This is a genomic window from Chryseobacterium sp. II3a, from assembly GCF_057815135.1.
In genome coordinates, this window is record NZ_JBYPZJ010000005.1 from 69,150 (window position 1) to 89,337 (window position 20,188).

Annotated in this window: 18 protein-coding genes; 4 read left to right on the plus strand and 14 right to left on the minus strand. The window is 36.2% G+C overall.

Going from position 1 to position 20,188, the window contains the following annotated elements:
- The first annotated feature begins 73 nt into the window (after window positions 1–73).
- Entirely contained in the window at window positions 74–547 is a 474-nt protein-coding gene (locus tag AC3HD6_RS13465) for a 23S rRNA (pseudouridine(1915)-N(3))-methyltransferase RlmH (RefSeq protein WP_103249507.1), read from the plus strand.
- A gap of 35 nt (window positions 548–582) precedes the next feature.
- On the opposite strand, the gene AC3HD6_RS13470 is transcribed toward AC3HD6_RS13465, so the two are convergent.
- From AC3HD6_RS13470 to AC3HD6_RS13485, 4 genes are all read right to left on the minus strand, one after another.
- Window positions 583–1,038, minus strand: coding sequence for a tRNA (cytidine(34)-2'-O)-methyltransferase (locus AC3HD6_RS13470; protein ID WP_488896800.1), 456 nt, complete (start codon window positions 1,036–1,038; stop codon window positions 583–585).
- A 133-nt stretch (window positions 1,039–1,171) separates the two neighbouring features.
- Window positions 1,172–1,984 (minus strand): tetratricopeptide repeat protein, encoded by an 813-nt coding sequence (locus AC3HD6_RS13475; RefSeq protein ID WP_488896801.1) that lies wholly within the window; start codon window positions 1,982–1,984, stop codon window positions 1,172–1,174.
- On the minus strand, window positions 1,981–2,547 hold the full coding sequence (locus tag AC3HD6_RS13480; protein ID WP_068942731.1) for a phosphatase PAP2 family protein: 567 nt from the start codon (window positions 2,545–2,547) through the stop codon (window positions 1,981–1,983). Before AC3HD6_RS13480 ends, AC3HD6_RS13475 begins: the two co-directional genes overlap by 4 nt.
- 3 nt (window positions 2,548–2,550) lie before the next feature.
- On the minus strand, window positions 2,551–2,889 hold the full coding sequence (locus tag AC3HD6_RS13485) for a Sec-independent protein translocase subunit TatA/TatB (protein ID WP_488896802.1): 339 nt from the start codon (window positions 2,887–2,889) through the stop codon (window positions 2,551–2,553).
- Between the two features lie 378 nt (window positions 2,890–3,267).
- Here AC3HD6_RS13485 and AC3HD6_RS13490 point away from each other — a divergent pair, with 378 nt between their 5' ends.
- Together AC3HD6_RS13490 and AC3HD6_RS13495 are read left to right on the plus strand one after the other, a co-directional pair.
- Window positions 3,268–4,212: a hypothetical protein gene (locus AC3HD6_RS13490; RefSeq protein WP_488896803.1), complete on the plus strand. Its 945-nt coding sequence runs from the start codon at window positions 3,268–3,270 to the stop codon at window positions 4,210–4,212.
- Window positions 4,213–4,262: 50 nt separating this feature from the next.
- A complete protein-coding gene (locus tag AC3HD6_RS13495) occupies window positions 4,263–4,943 on the plus strand; it encodes an alpha/beta hydrolase (protein WP_488896804.1) in 681 nt (226 codons plus the stop codon).
- Between the two features lie 80 nt (window positions 4,944–5,023).
- Here AC3HD6_RS13495 and AC3HD6_RS13500 read toward each other — a convergent pair whose 3' ends face one another.
- The 7 genes from AC3HD6_RS13500 to secD form a co-directional block, all read right to left on the minus strand.
- Complete coding sequence (locus AC3HD6_RS13500) at window positions 5,024–5,821, minus strand: arylamine N-acetyltransferase family protein (protein WP_488896805.1); 798 nt, start codon at window positions 5,819–5,821, stop codon at window positions 5,024–5,026.
- A gap of 323 nt (window positions 5,822–6,144) precedes the next feature.
- On the minus strand, window positions 6,145–6,537 hold the full coding sequence (locus AC3HD6_RS13505) for a RidA family protein (protein WP_488896806.1): 393 nt from the start codon (window positions 6,535–6,537) through the stop codon (window positions 6,145–6,147).
- 80 nt (window positions 6,538–6,617) lie between these two features.
- Window positions 6,618–7,307 (minus strand): helix-turn-helix transcriptional regulator, encoded by a 690-nt coding sequence (locus tag AC3HD6_RS13510; protein WP_488896807.1) that lies wholly within the window; start codon window positions 7,305–7,307, stop codon window positions 6,618–6,620.
- Between the two features lie 66 nt (window positions 7,308–7,373).
- Window positions 7,374–8,594 carry a TCR/Tet family MFS transporter gene (locus AC3HD6_RS13515; RefSeq protein WP_488896808.1) on the minus strand — a complete coding sequence of 407 codons (1,221 nt, stop codon included), beginning with the start codon at window positions 8,592–8,594 and terminating at the stop codon, window positions 7,374–7,376.
- 226 nt (window positions 8,595–8,820) lie between these two features.
- Window positions 8,821–10,098: a DUF8696 domain-containing protein gene (locus AC3HD6_RS13520; protein WP_488896809.1), complete on the minus strand. Its 1,278-nt coding sequence runs from the start codon at window positions 10,096–10,098 to the stop codon at window positions 8,821–8,823.
- A gap of 90 nt (window positions 10,099–10,188) precedes the next feature.
- Window positions 10,189–10,761: a hypothetical protein gene (locus tag AC3HD6_RS13525; RefSeq protein WP_488896810.1), complete on the minus strand. Its 573-nt coding sequence runs from the start codon at window positions 10,759–10,761 to the stop codon at window positions 10,189–10,191.
- Between the two features lie 450 nt (window positions 10,762–11,211).
- Entirely contained in the window at window positions 11,212–14,106 is a 2,895-nt protein-coding gene (gene secD, locus AC3HD6_RS13530; protein ID WP_488896811.1) for a protein translocase subunit SecD, read from the minus strand.
- A gap of 216 nt (window positions 14,107–14,322) precedes the next feature.
- Between secD and AC3HD6_RS13535 the strand changes: the two genes are divergently transcribed.
- A complete protein-coding gene (locus tag AC3HD6_RS13535) occupies window positions 14,323–15,699 on the plus strand; it encodes a PQQ-dependent sugar dehydrogenase (RefSeq protein WP_488896812.1) in 1,377 nt (458 codons plus the stop codon).
- A 271-nt stretch (window positions 15,700–15,970) separates the two neighbouring features.
- Here the strand turns inward: AC3HD6_RS13535 and hemN are convergent, their stop codons facing one another.
- The 3 genes from hemN to AC3HD6_RS13550 form a co-directional block, all read right to left on the minus strand.
- Entirely contained in the window at window positions 15,971–17,329 is a 1,359-nt protein-coding gene (hemN, locus tag AC3HD6_RS13540; protein ID WP_488896813.1) for an oxygen-independent coproporphyrinogen III oxidase, read from the minus strand.
- Between the two features lie 224 nt (window positions 17,330–17,553).
- Window positions 17,554–18,564 (minus strand): WD40/YVTN/BNR-like repeat-containing protein, encoded by a 1,011-nt coding sequence (locus tag AC3HD6_RS13545; protein WP_488896814.1) that lies wholly within the window; start codon window positions 18,562–18,564, stop codon window positions 17,554–17,556.
- A gap of 57 nt (window positions 18,565–18,621) precedes the next feature.
- Window positions 18,622–20,136: an amino acid permease gene (locus AC3HD6_RS13550; protein WP_488896815.1), complete on the minus strand. Its 1,515-nt coding sequence runs from the start codon at window positions 20,134–20,136 to the stop codon at window positions 18,622–18,624.
- Between the last annotated feature and the right edge of the window lie 52 nt (window positions 20,137–20,188).

Genomic DNA, 20,188 nt, shown 5'->3' on the forward strand with positions numbered 1-20,188 from the left:
CAATCTAAAGCATTTATTCTTAGATTTCAACCGTTAAAAAATCACTATCTTTGCCGACTGAAAATTTTTATCAATGCGAATCAGTTTACTTTGTATCGGCAAAACAGATGATAAGGAAATTACATCTTTGATTAATTATTACCTTAACCGCCTTCCCAAGCACTGGAATTTTGAAATTACCGAGATTCCCGATGTTAAAAATGCCAAAAACCTTTCATCTGATCTTCTTAAAAAAGAGGAAGCCAAGCTTTTTCTTAATCATATTGATAAAAATGATCTTGTGGTTATCCTGGACGAAAAGGGAAAACAGTTTACCAGCCGTGAATTTTCTCAGAAAATTGACACATGGATGAATTCTTCCGTCAAAAAAGTACATATCCTGATTGGTGGTGCTTATGGTTTTTCAGAAGAAATGTATAGCAGAGCCAATGAAAAGATGTCATTATCTAAAATGACTTTTACCCACCAGATGATCCGCTTATTTATTGTGGAACAGCTTTACCGTGCAGATCAGATTCTTCAGGGAAAGCCTTATCATAATGATTAAAAGTCACTTTTATAAAAATTACTGTCAATAACTGATTACCTTTTTAATCCGATCTGTCTTTTTGCTTCTCCTACAACAAAAGCAACAGAGTTGGCAATATTAAAGCTTCGGATTAATTTTGACATCGGAATGGTTAAATGGTGTTCAAATTGATTTAAAACTTCTTCGCTCAATCCAACACTTTCTTTTCCAAAAACCAGCCAGTCACCATCCTGAAAATCATTTTCCAGATAGGATTTCTCTGCATGAGAACTCATTAGAAAAACACGTGACGGATCAGCAATACTTTTTATCCATTCTTCAACATTGGCATACTCAGTGACATCAAGATGCACCCAATAATCCAATCCGGAACGCTTCAGGTTTTTATCATTAATTACAAATCCAAAAGGATGAACTAAATGCAATCTACATTCAGTCCCTACACATAAGCGTCCGATATTTCCTGTATTATTAGGAATTTCAGGTTCTACTAAAACGACATTTAACATGGATATTTTTTATATAAATGAAAAACAGCTAAAGGTAAGCATATAGCCATATTCAGCTGTTTTTTATGATGATTAATAATGGATACAAGGCTAACCAATTTGGTTGATAGGTATTGCAGTGATTAATCCGATATTATTTTTTAATACATTTAGCATAATATTCTGCTAATATGGCTTTCTCATAACCTAAACTAACAGCTTTATCAAGGTTTTCACAGGCTTCTTTGGGTTTCGCCGTATTAAATAAGACCATCGCTTTAGTTACATAGGACTGGGCAAATTTCGGATCAATAGAAATAGCTTTGCCAATATCAGCAAGCGCTTCCTTATTTTTTTTCATTTTCAAATAAACATCTGCTCTTCCGTTATACAGCAATGATTCAGGTTTTTCAGCAAGAAGTTTATTGTAATCTTTCAATGCATCTTCCAGCTCACCATGATTTTTTTTCAGATTGGCCAATCCGGTCTTGGCAAAAATATTATCCGGCTCAAAAGTTAGGATATGATTGAGGTCTGCTTTTGCCAGTTCTTTGTTGTCCTGACTGTCATAGATCTTAGAGCGTGTCAGATATAAATCGACGCTCTTCTCATCTACCTTAAGCCCTTTTTCAATATACTCCAATGCTTTTTTCTTATCTCCTTTCTGGCTGGATAAAGAAGCAAGATTTTCATAAACAGAAACTGACAACGGATTATTTTTTAAGGCCTTATCATAAGATTTAAAAGCGAGTTCTGTCTTCCCTAGCCTTCTTTGAGCAGTTCCCAGATAGTTATAATATTCAGCTTGAATTTTTCGGATCTGTTCCTTCTCTGCCAATTTGGAGTATTGTTCCTCAGCACATTTATAATCTGCTTTTTTAAAACATTCTTCAGCCATTTTTTTATCCTGGGCAAAGGCATGTAAAGAGAAACTAAGGGATACTAAAAGTAATAAAGATTTTTTCATGAAGTTATATTTTGTTTGTTGATTACTTTTCTGGCGAGTGCACCAAATATCACTCCCAATAAAGATCCAACAAACGCCCCCACCAAAATATCAATTGGAAAATGCACTCCTAAATATATTCGGCTGTAGGAAACTACTATAGCCCATACAAATATAGCGTAAGGAAACCATCTAAGTTTATTTTTAAGCAAAATACTTAAAAAAGAGGCTAAAAAGAATGTATTTGAAGCATGAGCAGAATAAAATCCAAACTGCCCCCCACACTTCACAATTCTCATATAATGCTCCAAACTGGGATCATGACAGGGTCTTAATCTCGCCACCCCATATTTGAATACGCTTGCCAACTGATCCGAAACCGTTGCTCCAAGCGCTAAAAATATAAGAATAAAAACTAAAGATTTTAGTTTATAATTTTTGTATAAAAAATATAGGAATATGATATATAGCGGAACCCAGATCCATGTGCTGGATATCAGCATCCAAAATTGGTCAAAGGCAGGGTCGCCCAAATTATTAAGGTATAAAAATACCTGCTTATCTTCCTGAATAATTTCCTCCATACATTATCTGCTTACTGGCCCTTCGTAGGTTTCATCATCGGCAGGCTTTGGTTTTGGAGGTTCTTGAGTGGTAGAAGCAGGTTCTGTAACAATATCTTTTTCAATATCCTTCATCGGATTAAAATCTTTGGCAGCATCTTTTACTTTCTCAATTTCACGCTTAATCTCAGAAACAGGGTTATCCGTTTCTTTCATGATTTCGGTTTTAATGTCTTCCACTGCACCACGCATTTTTCTAACACCCGCACCCAAGTCACGTGCAATCTGAGGCAGTTTATCCGGTCCGAATAATACAACGATTGCCACTGCAATCAATGCCATTTCTCCAATGCTTAATTCCATGCTGTAAAATTACGAAAGATTATACATTTATTTACTGTAAACTAAAAATTTAAACAAATTTTAAGATTTTGGGTCAGAGACAGTTTAAAGTTCAAGCTTTATTATTCAAGCTTTACAGATAAACGGGCCCATTCATTGAATGTTTTTGAATTTAATGTTTAAGGTTTAAAGTTACCTGCCTTTCAATAATTTCAATTCCCAATTCACTCTCATTTGTCTATTATCTATCCGTCTATTCTCTATTCTCCGTCATTCACCTTTTCAAAATCAACCTTTAAAAAGAGATTTACTCCAAATTAACAAATAATTAATTCAAAACTTTGAGAATTACACAACATTTAAGTATATTTACTATACACAACCTAAATCAAATACATTATGAAAAAATTAGTTACTGCCTTTAAATTTCTGGCTGTATTTTCGGTACTTACACTCAACAGCTGTAGTAATGAGAATAACGAAATTACTAAACAGGAAACAGTCCAAGCCAAAATCACTACTGCTGATTTACAAAAGGAAACCACTTCTATCTCACAAGCTGTTCCAGGTCCTGTACAGGTTCAGCTAGATGAATCACAAAAAAGCCTTGAAAAATACCTGAAAAGTGATTTACAGATTGCCGGCGTGAAGGCGATTGGGCAAATTTCAACTCAAAAAGGAATTGAAATTTCAAAAAATCTTATTGCAGATAAAGACCAATTTATCGCTATAGGAAACCTTATGGATCTTTCTACCGTAAAATTGGGAAGAATTGGCGACCTATATGTAGGTGATGACCTCAGTACTGCCCAAACCGGATTAAGAGAAATGGTGACTGAAGACATAAAAACAGGCACCAACGTTATGGAAATAATCTGGAGTAATAAAAACGGAAAATTTACCAGCCTTTGTTTCTATAATGATTCAGGAATTATCTGGGATAATGTTCTTGGTGGATTGATCATGATCGATACCAGAAGTACTGTAGAAAATTCTAATACAAGCGCTGCTAAAGTAGCTTCTAAATGGTATAAAGAATGGTGGACCGCAAAATGGCTTTGGGGATCTAAAAGAGGAGAAATGGGATATCAGATCACCATATATTATACGGGTTCATCAGTATCTAATACAGATGTTAATGATTGGTCTAACATCAGCTTAGGAAAAGCAAAAAGTGAAAGTAAAGTTACCAAAAGAACAGGCGCTTACGGACAATGCCAATATGCATTGGGACTTTGTACGCCAACCGGTTCTTTAAGCTTTAATGCCAGCAAATTCTCAGTATCCTTCTCCGGATTAGGAAGTAATATCGTAGCAAATGGCACAAAATCACTCTATCCTTAATTATCAAAACATAATCTGGATTATAAAATTAATCTTCTAAAAAAAACACAATGAAAAAAGCAAACATTATTTTCGTACACGGACTTTGGGCTGACGGCTCTGGTTGGAACAAACTCATCCCTGCTTTACTGGAAGAGGGCCATAAAGTAATTTCCGTACAAAATCCACTAACAACTCTAGAGGATGATGTATTAGCTACTCAAAAGGCTTTGGCCAGAATGGAAGGTCCAACAATATTAGTAGGTCATTCATGGGGCGGAGCAGTAATCACTGCAGCAGGAAATGATCCAAAAGTAAAAGGATTGGTTTATGTTGCCGCACTAGCACCCGACAAAGGGGAAAGCTTAGGGGAGCTTTCAGAAAAGTATCCCGCCGAAGCATCAAATCATCTTGAAATTGCAGATGGCTTAATATGGATGGGATTTGAGGGAATGCAAAAGTATTTTGCAGGTGATCTTCCACAGGAGGAAACAGCATTGATGTATGCTACTCAAGGGCCAGCCTCTATAGCTTTATTTGGCGCACAGGTTTCAGTACCTGCATGGAAAGAAAAACGAAACTGGTATATTATAGCAAAAAATGATCATACCATTAATCCTGAATTGGAACGTTTTTTTGCCAACAGAATGAAAGCTACTACAATTGAATTGGAAAGCAGTCATGTCCCAATGATTTCACAACCGGATGCTGTATTAGAAGTAATTAGAGACGCAGCAGCATCTATACAATAGATCATTTTCAAATTATTAAAAAACCAAAGGAAAGCCTGGCTTCCTTTGGTTTTATTTTAAAAAAAATCCTAAAAATATTATTATCCTATTTTTTGCTTTAATGGCATAACCGCATTTTCTTTCAAGCCAAAAACATCCTTTATTATTTGGAAAAGCTGAGTATCACTTTCGATAGAAACAGATTCTTTTCCACCTGTTCTTTTTCTGATATTCAAAGTATCATTACTGAATGTATACCTTGCATTTTCATCAACTTTTGAAAAAACCAGATTTCTTTTAAAATTAGATTCAGGATGAGTAGACAGGTACCAATTACAGACCTCAAGATCAAGAGGCTCTACACTTTCCAGCTTAAAACGATATACCGGCAGCCATTTTTCTCTCCAGGTCCAAAGCATATAGTCCCCATTCTTACGCGAAATTTTAAATTGTTCATTAGGAGTTTCCTGCGGTTCTTCTTCATTCAGGAGCAAAGGACTGGTCAAGGTAGCAGTTCCAAAACCGCAGTCAACAAGATATTGCTGCCCTTCCCATTCTACAATCAGCAACAAATGAGTTTTAGCTGCTGTGCTGTTTTCATCTTTTCGCCATAACACTCTACCCAGCTGCAGTTCTACTTTAAAACCAAGGTATTTCAGGACTTCACTCAAAAGCAGGTTTTGTTCGTAGCAATATCCACCTCTGGATTCAACCACCAGCTTCTGAAAAATATTTTCCAGATCCAATGACGGAACGAGTCCTGTATAAGAGTCTATATTTTCAAAAGGGATATATTCAGGATGCAGCTGATGGATCTTTTTTAAAGTCTCCATATTGGCGCTCAAATTTCCTGAATAATGAATTCTTTCCAGGTATTTTTCTAATTTTAAATCATCCATGTTTTTTATTTTAAGATTTTCAGAAAAAAGCTGTCGATTATAAGAATACTAAAAAAATCATATAACAATGCAGTAAAGACACTTACGGTTTTGTTTTTCAATATGCATCCATGTAAATATACAAAATTATTATGGCCTAAATTCTAATATAGTCAAGAGAGGAAATTAGATATTTATCTCAGCTTCAGTCTAAGTAATCGTTTTTTCTATAATAAATTGGTATGAAAAACAAGCCATACAGATTGTTCCGAAAATTAATATTTTATTAACCAACTTCTTCATTCTGTAAGGCTTGCCAGAAAATACTTCTCTTACATTCATTGTTACTTTACAACTGTAGCCTCTAATTCTACAGTCAAAGTAGCAAAAAGCCCTTTAACTTCAAGCAATGTTGCAGCCTGTTTAATACCGTACTTTTGAATGAAAGGAACATAAATATCCATACAAGTTGTAAAAAAATCCTGTGTTGATGTAGTGTAAACATTCAGTCTTACGATGTTCTTACATTCATAACCTGCTTCGTTTATCAATTGTTCAAGATTTTGAATAGTTTGGATAAGCTGTGAACGCATATCAGCTGTACTGGGTGCTCCGTTTTCGTTAATGGCAACTTGCCCTGAACAGTAAAGCGTTCCTGTTACATGTGTCACTTCTACAGCTTGTGCTGAATTTGTTTGTTCGCCCCATTTCCAAGGGTCAATTACTCGTTTTTCCATTTTTAAATTGTCTTATTTTTTAAACTTAGACAAAGTTAAAATGGAGTTGTGACAACCCTATGTCAAGGGTATAAAATGGATTAATGATATTTATCGAAATATTCTTGTAAAGTCATTTTATGTGGGGCAAATTTGTCTGTAAGCACTTCCATTTTCTGCATTCTGTCTAAACGAAAAAAGCGAAATTCTTGCCGCAGATGACAGTAGGCAATTAATAACCAATTTTCAGTACTTAATAATGCAAACGGCTCAATAATCCGGGTTGTACTCTCGTCTTGTTCGTTGATATATTCAATTTTTGTGAGGCAAAAATTTGTTATCGCAAGTTGTAAATCAGATAAGTTATTGCTATTTCGTTCTCTATTGAGATTTTGGTCAAATCGAGTTCTTTCAGAAAGCAAATTAGCATTTTCTTTTATGCGGTATCTCAAAACTGATTTTATTTTTTCAATAGCTTCTGAATACTCTTTAATGAAGGAAGTATCTTTGTTTTTGAGAACTAATTGTTCCGCCATAATCAAAGCATTGGCTTGTGCCTCGGTAAACATTACAGGAGGAATACTATATCCTTCCATTAGCGTATACCCTTTCCCCTCTTCAGTTAAAATCGGAACTCCTGCCTGTTCCAAAGTTCTGATATCCCTGTAAATTGTACGGGCACTAACATTAAATTTATCCGCAAGATTTGTAGCAGTTAAAAGACGTTTGGTCTGCAACTGTATTAGTATTGCAGTGAGTCTTGAGATTCGCTTTATATCAGTATCATTCATTTTTATGGAAAACTAAAATGTCAACATAACTTTCCAAGCCCATTCACATTAAGCAAATAAGTTTTATTAAATTTTTCTTTTTTTATTAAAAGCAGAATAAGTAATAACCACACTAATAGCCATTAAAATAAATGCCAGGAAAAACGGTGCTCCTGAAAACTTAAATGGTGCTTCATCATGCGTAAAGAAGTAGAACAGATTGGTCATCATAGGAGGCCCGATAATTGAAGTGGCACTCATCAAACTGGTTAATGCTCCCTGAAGTTCACCTTGTTCATTGGAAGGTACACTTTTCGTAATCACTGACTGTAGTGCAGGTCCGCAAATTCCACCTAAACAATATGGAACTAAAAAGGCAAACATCATCCAGCCTTCTGAAGCAAAAGCAAATAATAGCAATCCTACCGCGTACATAGCCAGGCCATAATAAATACTTTTCTGCTCTCCCAATCTTGGCGTAGTCCATCTGATTAAAAGCCCCTGTACTAATCCTACAAGCAATCCTACAACACCTAATGAAATCCCTACCATTCTTTCCGTCCAATCGAATTTATACATCGTAAAGAAGCTCCAGTTACTCTGCACAGCATGTCCAGCAATATAGATCAGAATCAATGCGGTAATAAGCCCTGAAATTTCCGGGTGTTTTCCTAAAAATTTAAAAGATCCTACGGGATTGGCACGCTTCCAGTCAAACTCCCTTCTCTTGTCTTTATCCAAACTTTCGGGAAGAATGAAGTAGCCATAAAGAAAATTAAGAAGACATAACCCTGCCGCTGCATAGAAAGGAACTCTGGCCCCATAATGTCCTAAGACACCCCCCAGAACTGGTCCTATAATGAATCCCAGACCAAAAGCAGCACCAATCAATCCAAAGTTTTTTGCCCGGTCTTCATCTGTTGAAATGTCTGCAATATAAGCACTCGCTGTGGTAACACTTGCCCCGGTAATTCCCGCAATAACCCTTCCCAGAAACAGCCACCAAATGCTAGGTGCTAATGCAAGAAAAATATAATCTACGGCAAATCCGAAAAGCGAGATCAGAATAACAGGTCTTCGTCCATATTTATCACTCAGATTTCCGACCAGTGGAGAAAATATAAACTGTGTAAATGCATAGGCAAATCCCAGCCAGCCTCCATATTTCGCGGCCTCACTGATATCTGCATGAATCAATTCTTCTATTAATTTTGGAACAACAGGAATAATAATTCCCCATCCTGTAATATCAATCAGTAAAGTAATAAATATAAAGCCTATAGCTGCTTTTTTCTTTGAATTTTCCATGATGGTGCAAAATTAATCAAATCTTAAAAATAATGATTCTAAATTGCACGATATTAAAGAAGTATAATACTGACTCACAGAATCCTGCTAAAAAACATACTGTTTTTGTATTATTTCCAACAACTCAAATCAAAGAAGATTAAAGATCCGGCAATCATAAAATAAAAAGACCTGATTTCAAATGAATATGAAACAGGCCTCTTTACGATTAAATGAATATATTATATTAGTTACTATTAGGTTTTGCAGTAATCATACGGTTGGTTATAATACACTTAATGAGACAGCTCTTTTTCAAAGTAACTTTCACCACATTGCTGTATTGATAAGCTGTGACATCCCCATTGAGAGTTGATCTTACTCCACGGCGGTAATAAGTAGTCTGTGTAATTGCTGGTGCATCATACCCCGCAGAAGTAGCGTTAGTGATGTTTGTAAATGTTACATTATCTATTGAGCTTTGCCACTGATAGCTAGCTGTTCCTGTTACCTGTGCAGCTGCAGTCTCTGTAAAAGCACCCGGATCAGCATTAATATCCAGACAAACCGTTTGATCTGTTCCAATAGTACCAGAATTGTTCACGGCATTTACAAATAACCGGCCTACATTAGAAGTCGCCTGGAATGCGCAGGTGTAAAAACTTGAATTAGCAACCACTCTATACTGATTATTGTTAAAACCAACAGGAATATTATTGATATTGAGTGTAGAACTGGTAACATTACTGTAGTTGCTGTTATTTGTCAAATTCGTCCATACACCACCACTCAGCACCTGCCATTGATAGGTAATATTCTCCGGGGTTTCATCTGTACTAATATTATCTATAACACCTGTCATTGTAGTAGACCCTCCTACTGCAACGGTTTTATCAGTAGGTTGCTGATTGGCAAGAAAATTCATTCTTACATAATATTCAGAAAGGATATTATAAATTCTTGAATCATTGAAAGTAAAACCAATTCCTATATCAGAATAGCTTAATCGAACTTCATCCCATGCAACAGGTGGCATCACTTTGATAATTTTTCTAGGTTCACTGGTTCCAAAATCAAAGAAGAAATGTCCTCCTACTGGAGTGGAATACACCTCTACTCCGTTATTAAGAAAAACAAAGTTGGTTGAGTTAATACTGGCATTGAAATTAAATCCTTCAGAAGCAAAGTCAAAATAGACAGGCTTGTTTGCAGGGAAGTCACTTCCGGTTGTTCCTACCCCAATATAAGTGGCACCGCAAAATCCGACTCCAGTCCCGGGCTTCATAAGACCATATGAATTAACATCTGTATCCGTCATATTCTGTGGATTTGAAGCTTCTACACCTAGCCTTGCACAAGGTGGAAAAAGGACAAAGGCTGTTGCTTTTTGTGTTGATGTATTAGTATCCAATAATCTTCCACAACCGCCCATAGGCAGGGAAACCATTTCCTGAGAAAGGACCTTATTTGATACCAAAAAGCATAACATTATAATAGTATAAGATAATATTGAATTTGTTTTCATCATTGATAATTTTAAGCGTTTAATTGTACACGAAATAATACTCATCCTTGATGAAGGATGATAACGATAATGACTGTAAGTTTCTTAAAATTATTTGATTACAAATACAATATTAACGAATGAGCACGCCGTAGCCGTTCCTACTACATCATAGCGTAGGATACCGTTAGCATCAATACTTACATTCTTTAAAACACTACTATCAAAGTCCGTTACATAATAATACAGATCAGTAGCATTCACGAAGAACGGAATGGCTGCAGGAGCTCCGGTACTGGTAACTTTCGGGGTTGAAAATTGTGTTTTATACAATTGATACAGATCCAATGTTCTACCTGTCCCTAAGGTAGAAGTATCAATACTGATGGAAGGCATGTAGAAAAACTTAACGATGTTTCCACTTATGGGAACCCAATTGGGTGCGGAAGGTGTTCCGATGTTTTGGGCTAAGGCCTGCCTTTTCAGGTCATATACCAATAGACCATTTGCTGGAGTGGTCACCGTGGTAAGGTCAGAAATTCTAGGGATTAGTACTCCTTTATTGGAGCCAGTAACATCTAAAGCAGAACTTTTATCAGGATTGGGATTGCCTATTCCTATCTGTGCGGTAATAATGCTGCCAGCACACAGTGCCGCAGCAACGAATAATTTTTCGAATTTCATATTTGTTTTGTTTTGTGTAAATATATAATAATTTATTACATAATTTAATATTTTATTAATTTTTTACAGTTAAAACAATTATTTAAATAGAACATTCAAAAAAAAAGCCTATTATTAGGATATAACACGAAATTTTTAATCCCAGAAGTTTGATTTATTTAGAAATAAGTCTCCGTTATGCTAAAATTTGTCGTTTTTAAAAGTGTAAAAATGTTCAAAAAACGCACACATTGGGAAACCTAACAAGAAAAAGTAATAAACAATGAGTAATGCGGTTTACGAAAATCATTATTATGACCTCAGAACAAATTCGTAACCATCTTACCCTGAAGAACATTAAGGCACTATAATTCTGCGGGGAAGTATTCTACCCCTTAAAAACGAAAGGTTCAGAGAAAATAAAAAAAGCCTTTCTTTCGAAAGGCTTTTACTAATTTATTGTAGTTTGTATTATTTTGAAGCAAGTACCTCTTTTTCAGAAGTAGTTTTTCCATGTACTTCATCTTCTTTTCCTTTCTTCAGGAAGTCATAAGCAATTGCTGATGCAACAAAGATAGATGAGTAAGTACCAAATCCAATACCTATTAACAGAGCAAACATGAATCCTCTTAAGTTATCACCTCCAAAGATAAAGATCGCAAGGATCACCAAAATGGTAGTGAATGAAGTGTTGAATGTTCTACCCAATGTACTTGAAATAGAGTCATCAAATAGCCCAGCTAATGTAATAGATTTCTTCTCTCTCAGATATTCTCTAATTCTGTCAAAAATAATTACCGTATCATTGATTGAGTATCCTAACACCGTAAGGATCGCAGCAATGAAATCCTGGTTGATCTCCATGTTGAACGGCATATATTTGTGAAGTAATGAATACGTTCCTAAAATGATAACCGCATCGTGGAATAACGCAGCAACTGCTCCTAAAGAGAACTGCCACTTTCTAAATCTGAATAAGATATAGATAAAGATACCAGCTAACGCAGCAACTACTGCAAGGATACCGTGCGTCTGAATATCATCAGCTACCGTAGGTCCTACTTTCTCAGAAGAAATGATACCTGCGTGATCTTTGTCTGCAGATTTGAAATCATTTAAAGTAATATTGGAAGGAAGATCTCCTTTTAGTCCTTCAAATAACTTCTGCTCAATTGTCTGGTCAGCTTTTAAAGATTCATCTTCAATAAGGTAATCTGTAGAGATTTTCAATTGTTTAGCGTTTCCGAAAGTTTTAGCTTCTACAGAAGAGTTCTTGCCATCTTCAGTTTTGAATAGTTTTACTAATTTTTCTTCAACATCATTAGCGTTCACTTCTTTATCGAATCTTACTACATAGTTTCTACCTCCAGTAAAGTCAATACCATATTTGAAACCGTGAGTAAACATAGATACTAAACAGATCACCGTTAATACAGCAGAAACGATATAAGCATATTTTCTCTTTCCAATGAAGTCGATCCAAGTATTTCTGAATAAGTTCTTCGTAGGAGGAGTCCATACAGAAAGTTGTTTTCCTTTATTCAGTCTGCTAAAGATCATTACTCTTGATAATAATACAGAAGTAAACAATGTCATGATAATACCGATCATCAATGTCAATGCGAAACCTTTGATAGGTCCTGTTCCAAAGAAGAACAATACAACTGCAGTTAATAACGTAGTAGAGTGACCGTCAATAATCGCACTTAATGCGTGTTTGAAACCGTCTTTATAAGCTTCTAGGATGCTCTTCCCTGCAAATAATTCTTCTTTCGTTCTTTCATAGATAATTACGTTCGTATCTACCGCCATGGCCATCGTCAATACGATACCAGCGATACCAGGAAGCGTAAGGGTAAAGTCTCCGGAATCCATAATTCCGAAAATATAGAAAAGGTTAATTACCATTGCAATTACAGCGTATACCCCTGCACCACCGTAATAGAAAATGATATAAACAATAATAATTAAGAATGCGATTGCAAATGAAATCATCCCTGCGTTGATAGACTCCTGCCCTAATGATGGACCTACCTGAGTAGCCTGAACAACTTTAGCACCAGCAGGTAATTTACCAGCACCTAAAACATCCACCAATTCTTTAGCTTCTTCCTGAGAGAAGTTACCAGAGATCTGAGTTCTACCGTTAGGGATAGCATTTACAACGTTTGGAGCAGTATATACTCTGTTATCAAGAGTTACAGCTACTGGCTTTCCAACGTTTTTCTCCGTTAAAGTTTTCCATTCTTTCGCTCCTTTAGAGTCCATCTGCATGTCTACTACTACTCTTCCAAGTTCATCGTAGCTAATGTTTGCAGTTTCTACAGCACCGTCTACCGGAGCCTTTTGATTGATGTTACTTCTGATTGCATACAGTACTAAGTCATCAGGACTTGTAGCTTCAGGTTTGTAACCCCACATGAATTGCGTATATTTAATGTTTGCAGGACGTAAAGCCATACCTACTTTGCTGTTCAAGATTTTGTTTACAGCAGCTGTATCAGACAATTTTACGTTAGCAACACCATTACTTCTTAATTTGTCAAGCTGTAAAAGGTTCATGAAGTTCACATTCTTTGCAACTCCCATAGAATCTCCTTTTGCAGCAACCATAGTTGTTAATGTCTGGAAATAAGGAGCCACTTCAGGAACTTGCTGTACTTCCCAGAACTGAAGTTTTGCAGAAGTCTGAAGCATTTTCTTTACCTTGTCGATGTCCTTCATACCAGGCATTTCCACAGAAATTCTAGCTGTACCAGGTACTCTCTGAACGTTTGGCTGGATTGCTCCAAGCTTATCAATTCTCGTTCTGATTACCTCGAAAGCTGTTCCTACAGAAAGATCAATTCTTCTCTTTACAATACTTTTTACCTGCTCATCAGTAGTATTATACTTGATTTCAGATAATGTTGTATTTCCGAAAAGTTCCGGATCAGCAAGCTTTAGGTTGGTTCCTTTTGCTTTGTTTACCGCATCGAACTGTTCAAAGAAGTTGTCGATGTAAGATTTTGTTGAGTTTTTCTGAGCTTCATCAGTCTTGTTTAAAGCCTCAATAAGAACAGGATTTGTAGAATAATTGGTTAAATCATTAACCAAATCTCTTTGGTTGATTTCCAATAGAACGTTGATCCCTCCTTTTAAGTCAAGACCCAATTTCATTTCCTTGTCTTTAGCTTTTGAATAATAAAGCTTCGTATACCCAAGATTAAGAGTATCTTCCTTGATTCGTTTGATCTCTTTCTCGTTTCCTTTCGCAGCTTCGATCTGCGATTCAATTTTGCTGGCGTACCAGGTTGGTAATAGCTCGTTTAAGCAAATCAACCCCAGGACAATAGCAACAATTGTAATAAGTCCTTTTCCTTGCATTTTGTTATAACTACGTTAAATTAAGTCGGCAAATATAATGATTTTCTTGTATTTTATGAATTTTTAACAACAGAAATGGTTTATTTTCAGATATATCAGCATTCTGATTTCTATTTAAGATTTAACAATTATTTGATACTATCATAGTGAAGTTTTCAAAATTTAATTGGTACAAAATTTTCATTCCTATTACAATACACTAATTATCACAATATTATGAAAAATTTACTTTTTACCCTAAGTATCTTTTCTTCTTTAATTGCTAATGCACAAAGCATTAATTTGGAAGAATTTGCCACTGGATTAACAAGCCCAGTCGAGATTACGAACGCCAATGACAGTAGGCTATTCGTTGTTCAGCAGAACGGTATGATAAAGATTCTCCAACCCAATGGAGCCATTAATTCAACTAACTTTCTAAATATTTCATCAAAAATTGTTTTTAATGGGGAAAGAGGTCTTTTAGGGCTTGCCTTCCACCCGCAATACTCAACCAATGGGTATTTTTTTGTGTATTATAACAATACGGCAGGAAATATTGTACTGGCAAGATACAGCGTTAATGCCACCAATCCGGATATAGCTGATCCCAATTCTGAAAAGATCCTGTTGAATATCCCAAAACCATTCGCCAATCACAATGGAGGAAGTATTCATTTTGCTCCTGACGGAAAACTATGGGCCGTAACAGGAGATGGCGGAAGTGGTGGAGATCCTAATAATAATGCTCAAAATAAAAACGTATTGCTGGGAAAAATGCTCAGAATAGATGTGAATGCTACAGATCCTACTCCATACAATATTCCTTCTGACAACCCTTTTGCAGGGTCAGGTGTTGATGGTGCAGATGAAGTATGGGCTTACGGACTTCGTAATGCTTGGAAGTTTTCATTTGATCTTACTACAGGAAATGCCATGATTGCCGATGTAGGCCAGGGAGCGATTGAGGAGATTAACAAAATGCCCATTACACAAGCCGGAATTAATTATGGATGGCGCTGTTATGAAGGAAATACCTCTTACAACACAACAGGATGCCCAGCCCAGTCTTCAATGACATTTCCTATTGCGGTCTATGATCATTCCGGAGGAAAATGTTCTATCACCGGCGGCTACGTGTACAGAGGAACTCAATATCCATCACTTCAGGGAAAATATTTCTTTGCCGATTACTGTTCCAATCAGATAGGTATTCTGAGTACCGATAATTCTATCATCTGGACAACAGCCTATAGCGGAAATGGTTTTTCATCCTTCGGACAGGATTCTCAAAAAGAACTTTACGTAGCAGGAGTAGAGAGTGGAAAGATTTTCAAAATTACAACAGGCTCATTAAGCACTCATGAAAATAATCTTTTAAATTCTATAAAAATTTATCCTAATCCAGCCTCCAAAGAAATCTTTATTGATGGAATCAGAGATAAAGATGTAACCCTAGAACTCATCAATGCAGAAGGAAGAAAAGTATTGGAAAAAGATAAGACAACAGGTGGTAAAAGCATTGATATCTCAGGTTTGCCTGCAGGGGTTTACTTTATCAATCTAAAATCAGGAAATCTAAAATCTTACAGCCAAAAACTCATCATCAAGTAAACAACTTATAAAATCCAGTATTTTTTTTATTAAACGCAAAAGAGCGCAAAGTATTCTTAACAGTAACGGGAAAGATTGTTAGCAAGGGCATTACATCTAAGATTCACTTTGCTAAATCTATTGCCCTTGCGAACGAAAATAGTACATAACGCTAAATGACCTTGTGAACATTGCGTTAAAAATTTACTCAAACTTTGCTACTCTTCTACAATGAGTAAATGAAAACTTTAAAGCCAATAAAAAAGCGATTCAGTGTTGAATCGCTTTTGTTTTATATCGTCATTGAGAAAATCCTCGTTTCCGGCTTATTTCTCATCATTCTAAGGTCAAAAACCATCGCTACATTTCGGGTGAAAGCCCTACCCGCTTCGGTAATTTTAATTTCCTTACCGGAGATCTCAACCAATCCGTCATTTTCCATTTCCTTTAGCATATCAAGTGCATTATCAAGCTCAGGGAAAGAATTATCTGTAGTAAAAGTAGTTTCAAGCTGACACATCAGGTTTAAAATATGTCTTCTTACTATAAGATCTTCTTCATTCAGAACGTGTCCTTTCACCACAGGAATTTTACCTTCTTCCACCATTGTCTGATATTCTTCCACCGTCTTTACATTCTGAGCAAAAGCATACCACGAATCTGAAATGGCAGACATTCCAAGCCCTACCATCAGCTGGGTATTACTGGAAGTATATCCCATAAAGTTTCTGTGAAGTTTTTTATGGATCAGAGACTGGTATAAATCATCATGCTCTAGCGAAAAGTGATCCATTCCTACTTCAATATATCCTAAATCCTGAAGGAGTTTTTTACCATCTTCATACAAACGGCGCTTTTCTTCTCCACTAGGAAGGTCATTTTCATCGAATCCTCTCTGCCCTACTCCTTTTACCCATGGAACGTGTGCATAAGAGTAAAAAGCCAGTCTATCAGGCTTCAGCTCCATTGTTTTTCTGATGGTATGTTCCATCGCTTCCCAGGTTTGATGTGGAAGCCCAAATACTAAATCATGGCTGATTCCCCTGTAGCCAATTTCCTTAGCCCACTCCGTTACGTTTTTCACGTTTTCAAAAGGCTGAATTCTATTAATCGCTTTCTGTACTTTTGGGTCATAATCCTGAACTCCGAAGCTTACTCTTCTAAAGCCAAGATTATATAAAGTCTGAAGGTGCTCCTTCGTAGTATTATTGGGATGCCCTTCAAATGAAAACTCAGGATGTTCCGCAATCTCTACCGTAGTAAAGATTCCTTCCAATAATGTTTTTAAATTTTCGGGAGAGAAAAATGTAGGAGTTCCACCACCCAGGTGCAATTCTTTCAGTTTTGGTTTCTCGTTAAAAAGCTCAAGATAAAGTTTCCATTCCTTTAAAACACTTTCCAGATAAGGAACTTCAACACTATGCTGTTTTGTAATACGCTTATGACAGGCACAGAATGTACACAACGCCTCGCAGAAAGGCAAATGGATATAAATAGAAATTCCCTCCTCTGCATTCGTTTCATGAAAAGACCTGATTACGCTCTCCTTCCACCCATCTGATGAAAATGTAGAATCATCCCAATAAGGAACGGTAGGATAAGAAGTGTAGCGGGGTCCGGGAATATTATACTTATCTATTAAAGAGTTCATTTTGAAAAATAAAATTTTATAAGGTGAGGAAATTTAACATTATTAAAAATCCATCCTACAAAATTAACCATTAGTTATGAATTTTAACCTATGAATTATATTAGGTTATAGTTTAGAATGAGTCTAAATACACTATTTAAACCCGTTAAGGAGATAATGATAAATTCTATCAGTTTCATTTATTATTTTGATATGAGTCCCGATATTACTTAAAAGCCAATATTTTACTTTATTTTCATTACTAGAACCTTATCTTTCCCCGCAAAAACCACTTTATTTCCATCAACCCACTGACAAACATACAACCCTTTTTCATCAGAAATTTTCTTCCAGGTTTTTCCAAAATCTGAAGAATAGCTGACATGCTGATCTCCTACTGCAATCATCTCCTTCCCTTTTGTTCCCGGTTTGATTTTTACACAGGTTGTATAGCCTGCATTTTTCCCAGATGCCTGAATCTGCCAACTTTCCCCACCATCATTGGTTGTGGCAATATTATTGACATTAGCATCCTGTTTGGTATAATCACCCCCTACCGCAATTCCGAATCGGTCATCATAAAAATCAATAGAATACATTCCCTGTGATGATTCTCCCTGAATAAAAGGTGTTTTAAATACCTCAAAGTTTTGAGTCTTAAGATTCAGCCTTATAATCCTTGAAGCCTTCCCTCCTGTTGCAATCCATACATTTTTCTTTGTGGAGGAAATATTGGTATTACTGGCTGCAAAAGCTGCTTCTCCTTCATTAAGCTCAACCTTATTCTTAAGCATTCCCCACTTACCATCTTTATAAACCGCCAATTTTAACAGTTGATCGCTGTCTGCATCACTGAAAGTATAAGCCAGCTTATCATTCACAAAATGCAAAGCATCATAGAACGCCGTTTTTGCAGAGTCGGTAAAGACAATCTCTGATTTCAAATTCTTTTTATCAATCTTAAAAAAGCGGGCAGGACTTACAATATTAATTGCATAAAATGATGTTTTATCCTGTGCAAGCGTTCTGAATTCAAGCTTTTCATCAGAAAGTTTTATTTGTTTTTGGTTTTTGGTATTGCTAAGGTCCACAAAACCAAATTTAGAATCAGAACCGCTGTACCATACTTTGTTATCATAGAGTTCAATAGCTCTGATGCTTATTTTATCATTAAAAATTGTTTCTACACTTTCCACCTGTTGTGAAAACGCAAGCATTCCTACTGATAAGAATCCAATGGAAAAAATCTTTTTCATATATTCTATTATGGGTTATTTGCAACAAAAAAACCGCCGAAGCGGTTTATATTATAATTAATCGTTTTGATATTTCTCAGGGTTGTTAAGCTTACTGTTTCTTTTACCATAAAGAAAATAAACAATTCCTCCTAACAATAACCAACCTGCGGAAAGCTCTTTTGCATGATCACTTAAATTATAGATAAGATATAAGTTGATAATTACTCCTAATCCTACTACAATTTTATAGGCCGGAACTTTGAAAGGTCTGATCAAATTAGGTTCTTTTTTTCTCATTACCCAAACAGCAATACAAACCAGTGTAAATGCAAACAGAGTTCCGAAACTCGTCATATCCGCCAAAGTGGAAATAGGAGTAAATGCTGCAATAAGTGCCACAATAATTCCCAATAAAATAATTCCTTTATAAGGCGTTTTTGTTTTTGGATGAAGTTCACCAAAGAATTTAGGAATCAAACCATCCTTCGCCATACCGATAAAGATTCTGGACTGCCCCATCATCATTACCATTACTACAGAAATTAATCCTACAGTAGCCGCTATGGTTACAATATTACTCGCCCAGTGTTTTCCTGCAATTTCAAATGCATAAGCTACAGGTGCTTTAATCGCATCCGGGTATTTTCCATTTGGATTAAAATCGGTATAATGCATCATTCCTGTCAATACAAGAGATACACAGATATATAAAGCTGTGCAAATTAATAATGAAGCAATGATTGCAAATGGCACATCTTTTTTAGGGTTGATAGCCTCTCCTGCCTGGGTAGAAACAGCATCGAATCCGATATAGGCAAAGAAAATAGCGGCAGCCCCAGAAATAATTCCCTGGATACCATATGCGGAAACCATATCTCCTTCAGAGTTTTTGATCGTAACCTGATCTGGAATAAAGGGATTCCAGTTTTTCACACCATCCACAGCATTGTAAAGATCGCTATTCGAAAAAATAATATAGGCTCCTGCAATGACTACAAAAATTACAGCTGAAGTTTTCATTAAAACGATTAGGTTATTAGCTCCAGCAGCTTCTTTAGTTCCTTTTACCAATAAAGCTGTAATTAAAAGAACAAGAATAAATGCAGGCAGATTCATAGAGAAACCGCTCCCTGTATAACTCGCAGGATCAGAAGTAAGATAAGCCGGCAAGTGAATATTAAAGATCTTCAAAAATTTAGTAAAATACCCGGACCAACTCACGGAAACAGCCATACTGGCCATGGCATATTCCAGAATGAGACACCATCCCATTGCCCATGCAAAAATTTCGCCTACCGTTCCATACGCATAGGCATACGCAGATCCCTCAACAGGAATAATGGAGGCGAACTCCGCATAGCATAATGCTGCAAAAACGCAGGCAATACCTGCAATAATAAAGGAGATTGCAAGTGCTGGTCCTGCATGATAATAGGCTCCTGTTCCAGTAAGAACAAAGATTCCACCTCCAATGATAGCACCTACTCCTATTGCTGTTAAACTCCATTTTCCGAGGACCTTTTTCAGCTCACTTTTCTTCATATCTGCCTCATAGGCACTTAGTGGTTTTTTAACCCAAATTTTCGACATGTTTTTTTATTTATTAAGGATTTACGAAAATATAAAAAATTTAGGAATCCCC